Genomic DNA, 15,766 nt, shown 5'->3' with positions numbered 1-15,766 from the left:
AAATCAAATTTTAATAAAAAGCCACTATTGAAAACAGTGAGATAGCTCGCTGTTTTTTTCACAACCTTTACAGTCTGTTAATAGATTACCTCTAAAAAAATTGTAATAATTTCTCGTACTAAAATAATTATAAAATTATTGGGAATTGTTATGAATGAGATGAAACAAATGCCGCTCTCTTATTGTTATAATAAGAGTATTTGGTATCGTTTGGTTTTTCCTGTTATTGCTGCTTTTTTACTCTTTTTTGCGACTTCTTCTTTTTCTGCTATTGGTACCGCCAGTGTGGAAACCATTAAAGGAAGCTATCCTAATTACCATGCAGTAGCCTTAGATAAATTTGCCTTCGAAGTTGATGGTAATGTCTATAGTGATGGACTTGGAAATGCGTCGACACTTAATGTGTCTCTGGCAATTCCTCTGTTAAACTACACCGCATCTGCTAATCCGGCACCGACGTTTGTGTCTGGTGATATGTACGATGATGATTTAGATGAATTTGATAGTATGTCTCTCTCCAGACTAAGTGTGCGCTGGATTGTGGATAATAATGGCACTATCACTGATATTACTTCATCTTTAAATGCTCAGTCTAATATCTGTAACACGACTTTCCCTCAGGGTGTTCTTAAGTTAAGAGTTTTGTCTGATATAACGGTGACTACTCAATATGGCGATCCAGATACACAAACTTATACTGATGATGGTACTGGCTTACAACCGCACAAAGATTATGTCATCAAAACGCAAGGTGTGTGTTATGCCCAGCCAAATTTACAGAACGGTACGGGTATGTTTATAGGGGCGAGCTCACAGTGGGATACCCAATACGGCTTTTTGGTTCAACATACCGGTGCTAACTTCCCAACAACAGGTTTTAATAAAGCTTCATTTAATTTGAATTTAATTAATATTAATGCGTCTTCACTAATCTGGCGCAGTAATATTACCGGAAGTAGTGCGATTAGTGTTGATATCTCTCCGCTGACAAGTAGTAGCGTGAAAGTGGTTTTAAATGGCCCGTCGGAAGCAAGTCCTTTGGCTTATACTCCTTCTGATATTGTTCTTACCGCCAGCGATGGTACAAAAGATGTGGCTATTTATAAATTTAAGATCGATCAGTGGTTTATTCCGGCAACTCAGGCTGCGATAAGTGATTCAAGCGGGTATTTCTCAGCAACCAAATTAGATAATTATTGCAGTGATTTGAGTAGTAGTTACACCGATCCTTATCATAAGGATTTAACTAATAATCCACACGTCAGTTCAGCAAGTGAAAACTGGATCGATTTTTACGGTAACTATACCCGGGAAATTGGTGGCGGACTCTATTCAGAATGGGGTAGCACGGTTAATACCTACTATATCGGTAGTGACTGGTGGCTAAATGGTTCACAGCAAGGGCAATATTACCCATTAAAAGAGATTGCTGTTCCTTCAAGCTGTACTGGCCCGTGGGGATGTGGTCCTGGTGAAGCGGGTGACCGTTATTACTATGTCAATGCTGAGGATGGTGGTCTTGGTATTGATCCGCAAGGTGGGAGTGGAGTCTCTTTATGTGGCGGTTCTGTGGGGAGTAATCCATTTTGTATGAGTACAATGTGTGTCTCATCTCGTAAATAATAAATAGTGAGTGATGGGCTGGTATATTATCAGCCCTGTTTCCGTTTAAACTTTTTTCTGTATAAAACGCGTTATGGAATTTTAGCTAAATTTTTTACTAAAGCTGGTAATTTATCTGTAACTATGGTATAAAACGCTCCGGTATTCTTATACCTAAATTTTATTTAATATTAACTAACGTTATAACACACACATATCACCACTATTCGCCGGGGTGCTTTTATCACTGATAAAGGTCGGTCTGAACAGGATATGTGGAGGCATAACCCCAATTGTCAAATGAGGAAATCATGACTATTACTGTATCTATGCGCGACATGCTGCAAGCGGGTGTTCACTTCGGTCACCAAACTCGTTACTGGAACCCAAAAATGAAACCATTCATTTTCGGTGCACGTAACAAAGTTCATATCATCAACTTAGAAAAAACTGTACCTATGTTTAACGAAGCGTTAACTGAGTTAAACAAAATTGCTTCTCGCAAAGGTAAAATTCTATTTGTTGGTACAAAACGTGCAGCAAGCGAAGCAGTAAAAGAAGCAGCATTAAGCTGTGACCAATTCTACGTTAATCACCGTTGGTTAGGTGGTATGTTGACTAACTGGAAAACAGTACGTCAATCAATCAAACGTTTAAAAGATATCGAAACTCAAACTCAAGACGGTACACTTGAAAAATTAACGAAAAAAGAAGCGTTAATGCGTACTCGTGAAATGGCTAAATTAGAAAATAGTTTGGGCGGAATTAAAAACATGGGCGGTTTACCAGATGCGATTTTCGTTATCGGTGCTGATCATGAACATATCGCAATCAAAGAAGCTAACAACTTAGGTATTCCGGTATTTGCTGTTGTTGATACTAACTCTGATCCAGATGGTATTAACTACGTTATCCCTGGTAACGACGATGCAATCCGTGCAATCCAACTATATGTTACTTCTGTAGCTAATGCAGTGCGCGCTGGTCGTTCTCAAAACCAGGCTCCGGCTGAAGCAAGTTTTGCTGAAGCAGCTGCTGAGTAAGACTATTTAGAAGGTTAAGTTTTAAATAGGGGGAATTCACCCCTATTTTTTTATTGAGTTTACCTTATCCGGTAAGCATAAAATGAAAAGAGGATTAGAAAATGGCTGAAGTAACTGCTGCTATGGTAAAAGAACTGCGTGAACGTACTGGCGCAGGTATGATGGAATGTAAAAAAGCATTAGTTGAAGCAAATGGCGATATCGAGCTTGCAATTGACAATATGCGTAAATCAGGTCAGGCAAAAGCGGCTAAGAAAGCAGGCCGTGTTGCTGCTGAAGGTGTGATCATTACTCGTATCTCTGCAGATAAGAAAACAGGTTATATCTTAGAAATTAACTGTGAAACTGACTTCGTAGCAAGTGATGCTGGTTTCTTAGCATTCAGTAATAAAGTAGCTGACGCAGTACTAGCAGATAAAATCACTGATATCACTGCACTACAAGCTAAATTTGAAGATGAGCGTGCGGCACTGGTAGCGAAAATTGGTGAAAACATCACAATTCGTCGTGTGGCTCAAATCTCTGGTGGTGAAGTAGGTTCTTACTTACATGGTGCACGTATCGGTGTTCTTGTAGCTGCAACTGGCGCTAACGAAGAGTTAGTTAAGCACATTGCAATGCATGTTGCTGCAAGCAAACCTGATTATTTAAATCCTGCTGATGTTTCAGCTGAGGTTGTTAATCACGAACGTCAAATCCAAATTGATATCGCTATGCAATCTGGTAAACCACGTGAAATCGCAGAGAAAATGGTCGAAGGCCGTATGCGTAAATTCACTGGTGAAATCTCTTTAACAGGTCAACAATTTGTTATGGATCCAAGCAAAACAGTTGGTGATTTACTAAAAGAGAAGAATGCTACAGTAACTGGCTTCATCCGTTTTGAAGTTGGTGAAGGTATTGAGAAAGCTGAAGTTGACTTCGCAGCTGAAGTTGCTGCAATGACGAAGCAATCTTAATTAAAGTATTTTTAAAATTAAACCGCCGCTCTGGCGGTTTTGTTTATATAAATTAATATTTACGTAGTAGATGTTTATTAATAGAATAACAATCACAAATTTGTTTGCCAGGATTTCACAATGATCACAAATACAAAACCCGTTTATAACCGTATTCTGTTAAAGCTAAGTGGTGAAGCACTACAAGGCGATGAAGGCTTTGGCATCGATGCTACTGTACTTGATCGTATGGCGCTTGAGATTAAAGAATTGATCGAAATGGGAATTCAGGTTGGTGTTGTTATTGGTGGTGGTAACTTGTTCCGTGGTGCTGGACTTGCTAAAGCTGGTATGAACCGTGTTGTGGGTGACCACATGGGTATGCTGGCAACTGTGATGAACGGTCTGGCGATGCGTGATGCATTGCACCGTGCTTATGTGAATGCGCGTTTAATGTCAGCTATTCCATTAAATGGTGTGTGTGATGACTACAGCTGGACAGAAGCGATCAGTTTATTGCGTCATGGCAAAGTGGTAATTTTCTCTGCCGGTACTGGTAATCCATTCTTTACTACAGATTCAGCAGCGTGTTTACGCGGCATTGAAATCGAAGCGGATATCGTGTTAAAAGCCACTAAAGTTGATGGCGTTTACTCATCTGATCCAGCAACCAATCCTGATGCAACACTGTATGAAACACTAAATTATGCTAAAGTACTGGATGATGAATTGAAAGTAATGGACTTAGCAGCTTTTACACTTGCTCGTGATCACAATTTACCTATTTGTGTTTTCAATATGAACAAACCTGGTGCTTTGCGTCGTGTTATTATGGGTGAGAAAGAAGGTACACTCATTAATAATCAGCCTGCTGGTTGTTAATTAATAGAAAAGGTTTTTATTATGCTGAATGAAATTCAAAAAGATACTGAACAACGTATGGAAAAGAGTCTTGAAGCTTTCCATACGCATATTTCTAAAATCAGAACTGGTCGTGCATCACCAAGTATTCTGGATGGTATTCAGGTTGAATACTATGGCTCTGCAACGCCTTTACGCCAACTTGCTAACGTTGTTGCGGAAGACTCAAGAACACTGGCAATTACCGTATTTGATAAATCACTAACAGCGGCAGTTGAAAAAGCAATTCTTGCTTCTGACTTAGGTTTAAACCCTGCTTCAACAGGTACTGTTATCCGTGTACCGCTTCCGCCATTAACGGAAGAGCGTCGCCGCGATTTAACTAAGATTGTTCGTGGTGAAGCAGAACAAGGCCGTGTGTCTGTGCGTAACATCCGTCGTGATGCGAATGATCAAATCAAAGCACTTCTGAAAGATAAAGAAATTTCAGAAGATGATGAGCGTAAAGCACAGGATGCGATTCAAAAAATTACTGACGCAATGATTAAAAAGTTAGATGTGATTTTAGCGGAAAAAGAAAAAGAGCTAATGGCATTCTAATTTTTAGATTATTACCTATCTTATTAAAAGCCCGATTCTTTCGGGCTTTTTATTGCCTAATTATCCTTTCTATTTCTTTAATTAAAAATGAAGTTTTCTCTTATAATAGAATATGTTGCCACTCTTTTTATATATCTAATATTTTAATTCGTTTTTTTATGTTTTTCTTGAGCTTTACCATTTGATTTGTATGGTATTTTCCATTATTATTAAATTAAATTTCAACGATCAATTTATAAGTTATCAATAAGATTTATCTATTGTATTTTATTTGATTGATCGTTATAAACGATTTTTATTTCCTTGATTATTAACTGATAATCATGCTGATTTTATCTTTTTAATTATCAATTAGATAAAAATCAATTAATGGTGATATAGGTTCATTGTTAGTCGAAATAAACGCAGTACTATAATAATAAAACTTAGCCAACTAAAAACACAATTATGTGGTTAAGCAAGATGGAATGGAAGGGAAATAAACTATGTCTAACTGTTGGCAGGTCGTCTTGCCTTCATCTGCTGTAAATAAAAATCACTATTTACAATTAGAGGTGAAGGTATGTCTATAATTTTTAATAAAAAACATTCTTTTAAGCCTATGTTATTTGGAATGAATAAACTCATTTCATTTAAGGCGAAAAAGTTAGTACATGGTCCTCTTTTATTGGTTACAGGCTTATGTTTGCTGCCTTCTGTAGCTTCTGCTTTATCTGCAACTACAGCAAATTCTATTGTAGGCAATGCGCCTCGTATCAATTTTGCTCATGAAACAGATATAATCAATGGTGCAGATGCGCCATTTTTTAATATGCAATATAAAAGTACATTGATTGATACACGCTCCAATCCTCAGTATTGGTTTGATTTGGCCTTAAAAAAAGAAGATCCTACTGCAATGACACCGGCATCATTTTTAAATGATGTTTCTAATGTAGTGAGTACCTATGTTTCTCTTAGCCCGGTAGATAGTGATGGTGACCGTAATTTTGTATTTAGTGTAGAAAATACGAAAGGCACAATTTATAACTATAATGGCGGGTCACTTATTCCTCTAACAGAGGAACAGATGAATTTGCGTTTTAGCCAGTTAATTGCTGCTAATATCCAGACTTATTTAAAATTAGAGTCTGTTGTGAAGCTAACGACACAATATGGTACACCAAATGTCCGGTACTATCCTGATGCCAGTATTGGTGTTCCTCAGACTCCTATGCGTAGAGTGCTCCTTAACTTTTCTAACCTTGGTGTGTTAGGCGCAACAGGCGCTTTAGTCATAAACTCATCAGGTGCAGGAAATGATGCTAACTGGGGTAGTACTAGTGGCTTTATTCCAACAACGGATTTATCTAAAAGCTTTCCAACAACAGGCTTTAATGGCGCTTTTATGAAATTAAATATTACTGGATTTAATGCGCTTAATCCTGACCTTAACTGGCAAGTGATTAAAACCCCAAGTAGTTCAAATATCAACGCAACAGTATCTGTTCAGGATAGTAAAACGGTGATTGTGTCATTCACCGGACCAAGCTCTGGCGACACAAATGGACTGGGTCCTGTGCCTTTTAATGGTCCAGTTACATTTGAAGTAAAGGATTCGTTAAATGCACTTTCTTATAAGTTTCAGATTACAAAGTGGTTTATACCTAAAAGCTTTGGCGTAGCAACACCTATTGCGACAGCACTTAATTATTGCGATACGATGAGTGGTTATCGTTCAGTGACCCGCGCTGAGCTGACTAATACTGCTCATGCAAATCCGATTACTTACCCTGCTTATGATCCAATAACTGGCGCAAATAATGGCACCAACCCAATACCTGACTCTGTTGCCGCAGGGCATGCTATTGGTCCTTTATTTTCTGAATGGGGATATCCATCATCATATGGAGGTGACAAGTATTATCCTGCCAGTGACTTTGCTGGCAAAGTGTATGAAGGTTACTTAACCAATGAGCGTTATAGTGATGCATTCTATTATCGAGTGAATTATTCTGGCAGTATTGATCGTGGTTCATCTATTCCTACGACTACGGTAAAAAATATTGTCTGTGTTAGTCAATAATTTATTCTATCTTATCTGGCTAAAAAATAAAAAGACGCTAATTAGCGTCTTTTTATTTTTCTAAATTCTTGTTACTGTCTCACAAATTTATCTTTTTAGATAAAAGTACTGGTTAGTTATCACCTACTTTTCCAGATTTTAGGTTATTTGTATCTTCGCACATTTTTTACCTAATAAATCTATTCAATATATCAATATTTATGCATCTAATTTATTAAGTTCTGATTTTCCTACTTTTTCGCATATTACCATTTGATTTTTATTATTTTTTTCTATATCATTAAAATAAATTTCAACGATCAATATTTATATATTAATCAATTTTATCTATCATAATTTATCTAATCGATCGTTATAAACGATTTTTATTTCATTGATTATTAATTGATAATTAGCCGATTTTTTTATTTTAAGTAAGCAGTTAGATAAAAATCAATTAATGGTGATTTAGCATCATTAATAACAGTAAACAAAAGTATAGAAAACAATGTTTAGCCAACAAAAAAATAATTATGTGGTTAAAGGGGATGTAAGGGGAATGGGTATGTCTAATCGCTGGCAGGCTACGGCGTTGTCATCTTTTGTAATAAAAATACAGGATGAAACGTTATGTGCATAAAATGTATTATCAATTTATTCAAATCGGTACATGTTAAATTAATCAATAAGATTACCTTATTTCTTTTACTTTGTATAACCAGTTTATATTTATCATCACCGGTTATGGCAGCCCTCTCTGCGGGAACGGCCGGGACAATTCAAGGCAATGCACCGCGTTTAGATGCAGCAACTGAAGCACAATTACAAAATGAAGAAGATGTCACTTTTTTAGACGTAAAGTATGGTAATAGGTATGTCTATACCAGCCTTGGTGATTATCAAGAGTATTTTGATGATGCGCTCTCTCCGGAAAGTCCTCTCTTACTGACTCCCGCTGCTCTAGTCGCGAAAATGTCACATGTAGAGAGTTCTTATGTACGACCTAGTGTAATAGATCAAGACCTTGATAATTTTGGGAAGAACATGACTATTGATAGTACGACAGGAACTGTTTATGACTACAATAATGGTTCACTCATTCCTTTAACAGAAGAGCAAATGAACCAGCGATTTACTCAGTTAATGGCGGCTAATATTCGACCATACGTTATATTAGAATCAAAACTAAAGGTGAGTACACTATTTGGTGACCCTCGGGAGCGATATTACCCGGATGAAACCCTTGGAATTAGTAAGGGTGCGATGAATCGCTATTTTATTAATTTCCGCCCTATTACAGTACTTGGTGCTGCAGGTTCTGCGACGACGACTAGCTATACTGGTGCTGTCAATGATGCAAACTGGATAGCTGGTGGTGGCTGGGGTTTTGCACACACGGATGATTTATCAAAAAGCTTTCCAACCACAGGTTTTAATGGGGCCTATTTTAGGGTAAGTATTAGTGGACTTGATGCCACTAATCCCGATCTCAACTGGCAGGTCACTAAAACACCAAGCGATTCTAATATTTCAGCAACTGTCTCTGTTAAAAATAGTACGACACTTTATGTTTCACTCACAGGACCAAGTTCTGGTGATACGGGTGGACTTGGTCCCGTACCATTTAGTGGCCCTGTGACATTTGAAGTAAAAGATGCGTTTAGTGCAGTCATTTATAAATTCCGAATTACCAAATGGTTTATCCCTAAATATTTTGGCGTATCCACATCTGTTGATGATGCACTTAATTATTGTAATACGATGAGTGGATACCGACCGGTAACGCGTGCAGACCTGAGTAACTCAACACAATCAGATGCAACAGCTTACCCTCCATACGATCCTATTACCGGAGCCAATAATGGCACGAATCCTGATCCAAATGTAGCACCGAGAGATACGGGTGTTGGCCATGCTATTGGACCGGTGTTTGCAGAGTGGGGTACACCTTTCTATAACTCAAGTTCAGCAAAATTCCCGGATAGTGATTTCTATTATGAGTCATCTCAACACTACATTACCGGTGAAAAATATAGCGCGACTCAATCTTATTGGGTTACCAACTCAGGTATGGCAGCAATTTCACAGAGTGGCGGGTTATTCACTCAACGTGTGGTATGTGCCAGCCAATAGTAAGGTCGTCATTTTATCAATGATGCACAAATACAAAGGCGCTGATTAGCGCCTTTTTTGTCATCAGAATTAACTCAAGCAATTAATAGCAGTTCTTTATAACCAGTAATCACACCATTGGTAATAGAAGTATCTTTATCGTTATATTCAACTATTTTTATGTTATCAGCCTGATAAGAATTAGTTGCTATATCCCATGAGCGAATAAGCTCTTTCTTTTATCTCCTGATTATTTTCTGATGGTATTGGTTGTTTAATTAAAAACTTTGCGTTATCGTACCTCATCTTTGGTTTGTGTAATCTGTGTATATGAAAAATTTGACTATTCTTGGGTCAACCGGCTCAATCGGGTGTAGTACATTATCGGTTATTCGTCAAAATCCGACTTTATTTAAAGCTTATGCCTTAGTGGGTGGAGTCAATGTGGCGAAAATGACTGAGCAATGCCTTGAGTTTAAGCCAATATACGCAGCTATGGCAGATGAGAATGCCGCTAAACAATTACAACATAACCTTCAACAAGCAAATTTAACTACTAAAGTACTGAGTGGTGAGCAGGCGATTTGTGATTTAGCACAGCTACCGGAAGTTGATCAGGTGATGGCTGCTATTGTTGGTGCTGCCGGACTTAAGCCTACTCTGGCAGCAGTTAAAAAAGGTAAGCGTATTTTACTGGCTAATAAAGAATCGCTCGTCACTTGTGGCCACTTGTTTATGCAAGCCATCAAAACATATGGGGCTGAGTTATTACCCGTTGATAGTGAACATAATGCGATCTTTCAAAGTTTACCAGCTGAAGTACAAACCAATTTAGGCTTTGCCTCTTTGGCGGAGCACGGTGTCACTAAGATTGTGCTGACTGGTTCTGGTGGACCATTCCGGTATACGCCAATTGAAGATTTAAAGCATGTTACACCAGAGCAAGCCGTTGCTCATCCTAACTGGTCGATGGGTAAAAAAATCTCGGTTGATTCTGCGACTATGATGAATAAAGGCCTTGAATATATTGAAGCACGCTGGTTATTTAATGCGAGCCCTCAAGAGATGGAAATTATTGTTCATCCACAATCAATTATTCATTCTATGGTACGTTATAGTGATGGTTCTGTGATCGCAGAGCTTGGTAATCCGGATATGTGTACACCTATTGCTTATTCTATGTCTTATCCAAACCGGATTAAATCTGGTGTGCCACCGCTCGACTTTTTGTCTTTATCAGAACTTACCTTCAAACAACCTGACTTTGAGCGCTATCCTTGTTTAAAACTCGCTATTGATGCATTTAATGCCGGTCAGGCCACAACAACTGTGCTCAATGCTGCTAATGAAATTGCCGTTGAAGCTTTTTTAAATCATCAGATTGGTTTTATGGAGATTGCTCATTATATTGAACAGGTACTTTCTAAATCTGTTCTGTCTGAACCAGCATCCATTGATGATGTATTTGCTATTGATGAATGGGCAAGAGCAGAGATGAACAGGCAGCTAAAGGGATAACGTCTTAGAAAGTAAGAATATGATCACTTTGATGTAACTTCAAAGAGAAGGTATTTTGATCCAGTGTAATGACCGGAATGACTCTGTTACCTTCTGGTAAATTAATCATATCATTCTCACAGATATAACATTGCTCAATATCATAAAGCTCTAACACTCCAAAGGTCACAATATAATCTCTGGCCAGGATTTTATCAGGTTGTTGGTTTGGTAACAGATGATAGATACCATCACCGATAAAAAACAGAGAAACCTCATTTAAATCTGATAATGACAGTGCTGCGTCCAGTGCTTCCCGCCCTTTAGCGGTACCGTGTGGTGGACTTGTGATAACAATGGCAATTTTCTTCATTATCGCGCCCTTAAAACTGGATAACCCGATCGCTATTGGCTATAGCGGCACTCAGCGCTGTCAGACCGCTCACCTGAAAATGATCTGTAAGGTTATTGTGTTTTTCGTCTTGTATAACACCACGACGCAAAGCAGCAGAGGCACAGGTCACCAGTGATAAATTAAATTGACTGGCTAAATTCTGCCACGCCTGAACCAGATTAAATTCATCATTCGCCGGGCGAATGAAATCATTAGCATTATAAACGCCGTCTTCATAAAAAAAGATTGTATGAATAGTGTGTGGAGTTTGTGTCAGTAAAGTATGAATGAATTGATAAGCGCAGGAAGATTGTTGGGTCCCATAAGCGGGACCCGTAATCACAATGGTGTAACGCAAAGATGCATGACTGGCCATTGCTATTGTGATTAATTACTCAGCAGCTTCTGGTTGAGAAAGTTCACCTTCTCCCGGCATTGAGTTATCACCATCAATGCCTAGTAATTCAACTTCAAATACTAGTGTTGATTGTGATGGAATACCAACGCTGTCCGGGCCACCAGGGATACTACGTTCACCGTAAGCAAGTTCAGGTGGAACGACAAGTTTGATTCTGCCACCAACACCGATTAATTGAATACCTTCGCTCCAGCCACGAATTACACCCATAAGTGGGAATGTTGCTGGTTCTGAACGTGCATATGAGCTATCAAACTCTCTGCCATCCACTAAAGAACCTTTATAGTGAACGATAACAACATCCTCAACTGTTGGGTGACGATCTGAACCGGTATCAAGGATTTGATATAAAAGACCTGACTCAGTTTGTTTTACACCTGGTTGTGCAGCAAATTCCTGACGGAATTTATCACCAGCAGCGACGCTTTCAGCTGCTTCTTTTTCCTGACGTTCTTTAGCTTCTGCTTGTACACGTTGACTAAATTCAGTTAAGATTTTTTGGTTATCTGCTTCAGTTAATTGGCCTTCACCACGGAAAGTTTCAGCAAAACCTTTAATAACATACTCGTTATCTAAAGTAAGTTGTTGCATATCGAGTGTTGATTTTACATAACCAGCAAATGATGCGCCCATTGCATAGGATTCTTTTTGCGCTTGCGTATCAAGCTGCGCTTTTGCATCCTGTTTATCATTACATCCTGTTAAAGCAAAAATAATGGCACTTCCAACTAGTGTCATTTTTACCAATGATCTCATGTGATTCTCCAAAAATAGGTGTGGGACGACTGAATTTAACTTTAGCTATTGGTTATGGCAGCTAAAGCTCAATTTATATGATTTTTCAGTATTATATACCAATTTATCTACGAATAAAGGTGCTAGTAACAGAAGTGCTAAAAAAATACAGCAATTAATGCGTATTCCTTAGCAACCAAACATCGGGTATAATGCACCCTAAATTCATTTCAGAAGGAAGCGTTATTTTGACTACTGAACTAAACTCTCTTGATATTGAAGAGATTATTCGCCTATTACCACACCGGTATCCATTCCTAATGGTTGACCGCGTCATCAGCTATGAAAAAGGCAAATCTTTGCGCGCGATTAAAAACGTGTCTGTCAACGAACCTTTCTTTCAGGGGCATTTTCCTAACAAGCCTATTTTCCCTGGTGTATTAATTTTAGAAGCGATGGCACAAGCTACAGGTATTTTAGCATTCAAAAGCATTGAAGAGTTAACACCTGGCCAGCTTTACTATTTTGCTTCAATTGATAACGCTCGTTTTAAACGTCCGGTTGTGCCTGGCGATCAAATAGTACTTGATGTTGATTACATTAAAGAGCGTCGTGGGATTGCATTATTCCATGGTGTGGCAACAGTTGATGGTAAACTGGTTTGCGAAGCAGATATGATGTGTGCTCGTAAATAAGTTTGAGCAAAGGAAAATTCTATGGCAGTAGATAAAACGGCAGTTATTCACCCTAGTTCAGTTATTGAAGATGGGGCGATCATCGGAGCTAATGTAAAAATTGGCCCTTTCTGTTATATCGGTGCTGATGTAGAAATCGGCGATGGAACGATTTTAAAATCACATGTTGTTATTAATGGTGTGACTAAGATTGGTAAAGATAATCAGATTTACCAATTTGCCTCAATTGGTGAAGTGAATCAAGATCTTAAATACGCAGGTGAACCAACTCGTACCGAGATTGGTGATCGTAATCGTATTCGCGAAAGTGTGACTATTCATCGCGGTACCACACAAGGTGGTAGCCTGACTAAGATCGGCAGTGATAACCTGTTTATGGTCAATGCTCATATTGCTCATGACTGTATCGTGGGTAATCGTTGTATTTTTGCTAACAATGCGACACTGGGTGGTCACGTTGCGGTTGATGATTTTGCGATTATTGGTGGCATGACTGCGGTGCATCAGTTCTGTGTAATTGGTGCGCATGCGATGGTTGGTGGCTGTTCCGGCGTGGCACAAGACGTTCCTCCTTATGTAATTGCCCAAGGCAATCACGCGACACCATTTGGTGTTAACTTTGAAGGTTTAAAACGTCGTGGCTTTAGCAAAGAAGGCATGAACGCTATCCGTAATAGTTATAAAGCACTGTACCGTAGTGGTTTAACGCTTGATGAAGCAAAAGTAGAAATTGAGAAAATCGCGGCAGAGCATGATGATGCTAAACTATTTACCGATTTCTTTGCCCGTTCAACTCGCGGTATTATCCGTTAAATCCAGTCGATAAGTTCAATCGATGATGACTGACAGCGCCCGACCAATCACTATTGCATTAGTTGCTGGTGAAACGTCGGGCGATATTCTTGGTGCCGGTCTCATTCGTTCCATCAAACAACACAATCCTAATGTCCGTTTTGTCGGTATTGCTGGTCCACGCATGCAAGCTGAAGGTTGTGAAGCATGGTATGAGATGGAAGAGCTAGCCGTTATGGGCATTGTTGAAGTGCTTGGTCGTTTGCGCCGTATTTTAGCGATTCGTCGTGATGTTACTCAGCGCTTTAAACAGCTTAAGCCGGATGTATTTATCGGTATCGATGCGCCAGATTTTAACCTCTCTTTAGAGGGTAAACTCAAACAAGCCGGAATTAAAACTGTACATTACGTTAGCCCATCTGTCTGGGCGTGGAAGCAAAAACGCGTCTTTAAAATCAAACGCAATACCGATCTGATTTTAGTCTTTTTACCGTTTGAAAAAGCTTTCTACGATAAGTTTGACGTACCGGCCAGATTTATCGGTCATAAAATGGCAGATGATATCGATCTAAACCCTGATAAACTCGCGGCCCGTCAGCATTTAGGGATTCCTGGACATGCTCGTTGTTTGTCTTTACTGCCAGGTAGTCGCCACGCTGAAGTAACACTGCTTAGTGAACCATTTATTCGTGCTGCGCAGCAATTAAAAGAGCGCTATCCGGATTTGCATATTGTTGTGCCACTGGCAAATCAAAAACGTCGCCATGAGTTTGAAGCCATTAAACAGCAAATTGCGCCTGATTTTACCCTTCATCTTCTTGATGGTCAGGCCAGAGAAGCGATGATCGCCAGCGATGCAGCTATCCTGGCCTCTGGTACCGTAGCACTTGAATGTATGCTGGCAAAATGCCCGATGGTGGTCGCTTATAAAATGAAGCCATTTACTTTCTGGCTGGCTAAAAAACTGGTTAAAACACCGTATGTTTCATTACCAAATATTTTGGCGGGGCGAGAAATTGTGCCAGAACTTCTGCAAGATGACTGCACGCCAGAAAATATTGTCAAACATGTTCAGCCGCTGCTTGAGCATGAAGACAGTCAGTTAAAATCCCTATTTTTAGAGTTGCACCAACAGATCCGGTGCGGTGCTGATGAGCAGGCAGCACACGCAGTTTTATCTTTAATTGAGCAAAAATCTTAATGAACACTCTATTTGTGTATCCAAACGCTAAGTTAATCGCAGGTGTAGACGAAGTGGGCCGTGGTCCTTTGTGTGGTGATGTGGTCACCGCTGCGGTTATCTTAGATCCCAAAAAGCCAATTAGTGGGCTGGCAGATTCAAAAAAATTAACTGAAAAAAAGCGTGAAATGCTGTTTGATGTGATTAAAGAGAACGCACTGGCATGGTGTGTGGCTCGCGCATCAGTAGCAGAGATTGATCAACTCAATATTCTGCACGCCACCATGCTGGCTATGCAGCGTGCTATTGCAGGGCTTAGTATTCAGCCTGATTTTGTATTGGTTGATGGTAATCAGGCTCCAGCTTTTGGTATCGCCACACAAACAGTAGTTAAAGGTGATAGCTTAGTGGCTGAAATCAGTGCTGCTTCAATTCTGGCTAAAGTGACCCGCGATCGTGAAATGATTGAGCTGGATAAGCAGTATCCACAATACGGTTTGGCGCAGCATAAAGGCTATCCAACTAAAGCCCATATGGACGCAATTACCTTGCACGGTGTTAATCAGCATTATCGTACCAGTTTTGCACCGGTCAGAAAGTTACTTAAATAGTGATTTTGTGCGGCTATTAGCAGGGTGTTTTGGCGGGGAGCACGCCCCGCTGGCGTGTCGTTTTGTGTAGTGTTTGTTTTAGTATGGTGTGTGGGGCGGACTGCGCCGCCCTTGCGCAACGTAAGGCCTGATAGTGTTATTTGCAGGGTGTTTGGGTGATATGGCAGATTCTGTGAGTTTGATGGCCTACCGTACACCATAGGCTCCCGCTCGAGGACTCGCTAAGACCTATGGAATACGCTCT

15 protein-coding genes are annotated in these 15,766 nt (G+C 39.5%); 12 read left to right on the top strand and 3 right to left on the bottom strand.

Annotated features, from left to right (window positions below; translation table 11 throughout):
* The first annotated feature begins 150 nt into the window (after positions 1 to 150).
* The 8 genes from IPMB12_RS01535 to ispC all read left to right on the top strand — a co-directional run bounded on the left by IPMB12_RS01535 (position 151) and on the right by ispC (position 10,718).
* The gene (locus tag IPMB12_RS01535; RefSeq protein ID WP_166914269.1) at positions 151 to 1,623 is read left to right on the top strand and encodes a hypothetical protein; all 1,473 of its coding nucleotides are present in this window, start codon (positions 151 to 153) and stop codon (positions 1,621 to 1,623) included.
* 290 nt (positions 1,624 to 1,913) lie between these two features.
* Positions 1,914 to 2,645 (top strand): 30S ribosomal protein S2, encoded by a 732-nt coding sequence (gene rpsB / locus IPMB12_RS01530; RefSeq protein WP_166914267.1) that lies wholly within the window; start codon positions 1,914 to 1,916, stop codon positions 2,643 to 2,645.
* 101 nt (positions 2,646 to 2,746) lie between these two features.
* Complete coding sequence (gene tsf / locus IPMB12_RS01525) at positions 2,747 to 3,604, top strand: translation elongation factor Ts (RefSeq protein ID WP_166914265.1); 858 nt, start codon at positions 2,747 to 2,749, stop codon at positions 3,602 to 3,604.
* A gap of 120 nt (positions 3,605 to 3,724) precedes the next feature.
* Positions 3,725 to 4,465, top strand: coding sequence for a UMP kinase (gene pyrH / locus IPMB12_RS01520; protein WP_166914263.1), 741 nt, complete (start codon positions 3,725 to 3,727; stop codon positions 4,463 to 4,465).
* Between the two features lie 21 nt (positions 4,466 to 4,486).
* A complete protein-coding gene (frr, locus tag IPMB12_RS01515; RefSeq protein WP_166914261.1) occupies positions 4,487 to 5,044 on the top strand; it encodes a ribosome recycling factor in 558 nt (185 codons plus the stop codon).
* Between the two features lie 562 nt (positions 5,045 to 5,606).
* Positions 5,607 to 7,109: a hypothetical protein gene (locus IPMB12_RS01510; protein WP_166914259.1), complete on the top strand. Its 1,503-nt coding sequence runs from the start codon at positions 5,607 to 5,609 to the stop codon at positions 7,107 to 7,109.
* 723 nt (positions 7,110 to 7,832) lie between these two features.
* Positions 7,833 to 9,221: a hypothetical protein gene (locus IPMB12_RS01505; protein ID WP_166914257.1), complete on the top strand. Its 1,389-nt coding sequence runs from the start codon at positions 7,833 to 7,835 to the stop codon at positions 9,219 to 9,221.
* Positions 9,222 to 9,530: 309 nt separating this feature from the next.
* On the top strand, positions 9,531 to 10,718 hold the full coding sequence (gene ispC / locus IPMB12_RS01500) for a 1-deoxy-D-xylulose-5-phosphate reductoisomerase (protein WP_166914255.1): 1,188 nt from the start codon (positions 9,531 to 9,533) through the stop codon (positions 10,716 to 10,718).
* A gap of 4 nt (positions 10,719 to 10,722) precedes the next feature.
* On the opposite strand, the gene tusC is transcribed toward ispC, so the two are convergent.
* The 3 genes from tusC to fkpA are packed head-to-tail and all read right to left on the bottom strand — an operon-like array spanning position 10,723 to position 12,265.
* Positions 10,723 to 11,070: a sulfurtransferase complex subunit TusC gene (gene tusC / locus IPMB12_RS01495; RefSeq protein ID WP_166914253.1), complete on the bottom strand. Its 348-nt coding sequence runs from the start codon at positions 11,068 to 11,070 to the stop codon at positions 10,723 to 10,725.
* A 10-nt stretch (positions 11,071 to 11,080) separates the two neighbouring features.
* Positions 11,081 to 11,449, bottom strand: a complete 369-nt coding sequence (tusD, locus tag IPMB12_RS01490; protein ID WP_407704064.1) for a sulfurtransferase complex subunit TusD — start codon at positions 11,447 to 11,449, stop codon at positions 11,081 to 11,083.
* Between the two features lie 33 nt (positions 11,450 to 11,482).
* The gene (fkpA, locus tag IPMB12_RS01485) at positions 11,483 to 12,265 is read right to left on the bottom strand and encodes an FKBP-type peptidyl-prolyl cis-trans isomerase (protein WP_166914248.1); all 783 of its coding nucleotides are present in this window, start codon (positions 12,263 to 12,265) and stop codon (positions 11,483 to 11,485) included.
* Between the two features lie 227 nt (positions 12,266 to 12,492).
* Here fkpA and fabZ point away from each other — a divergent pair, with 227 nt between their 5' ends.
* The 4 genes from fabZ to rnhB are packed head-to-tail and all read left to right on the top strand — an operon-like array spanning position 12,493 to position 15,522.
* Positions 12,493 to 12,939 (top strand): 3-hydroxyacyl-ACP dehydratase FabZ, encoded by a 447-nt coding sequence (gene fabZ, locus IPMB12_RS01480; protein ID WP_166914247.1) that lies wholly within the window; start codon positions 12,493 to 12,495, stop codon positions 12,937 to 12,939.
* 21 nt (positions 12,940 to 12,960) lie between these two features.
* On the top strand, positions 12,961 to 13,752 hold the full coding sequence (gene lpxA, locus IPMB12_RS01475; protein WP_166914244.1) for an acyl-ACP--UDP-N-acetylglucosamine O-acyltransferase: 792 nt from the start codon (positions 12,961 to 12,963) through the stop codon (positions 13,750 to 13,752).
* 25 nt (positions 13,753 to 13,777) lie between these two features.
* Positions 13,778 to 14,932, top strand: coding sequence for a lipid-A-disaccharide synthase (gene lpxB / locus IPMB12_RS01470; protein WP_166917654.1), 1,155 nt, complete (start codon positions 13,778 to 13,780; stop codon positions 14,930 to 14,932).
* Positions 14,932 to 15,522: a ribonuclease HII gene (rnhB, locus tag IPMB12_RS01465; protein WP_166914242.1), complete on the top strand. Its 591-nt coding sequence runs from the start codon at positions 14,932 to 14,934 to the stop codon at positions 15,520 to 15,522. Before lpxB ends, rnhB begins: the two co-directional genes overlap by 1 nt.
* Positions 15,523 to 15,766: the final 244 nt, after the last annotated feature.

This window comes from Zophobihabitans entericus, assembly GCF_011745665.1.
In the GTDB taxonomy this organism is placed as follows: domain Bacteria; phylum Pseudomonadota; class Gammaproteobacteria; order Enterobacterales; family Orbaceae; genus Zophobihabitans; species Zophobihabitans entericus.
Note: the sequence above shows the minus strand (reverse complement) of the source record. Positions and strands in the feature narration are given on the sequence as shown.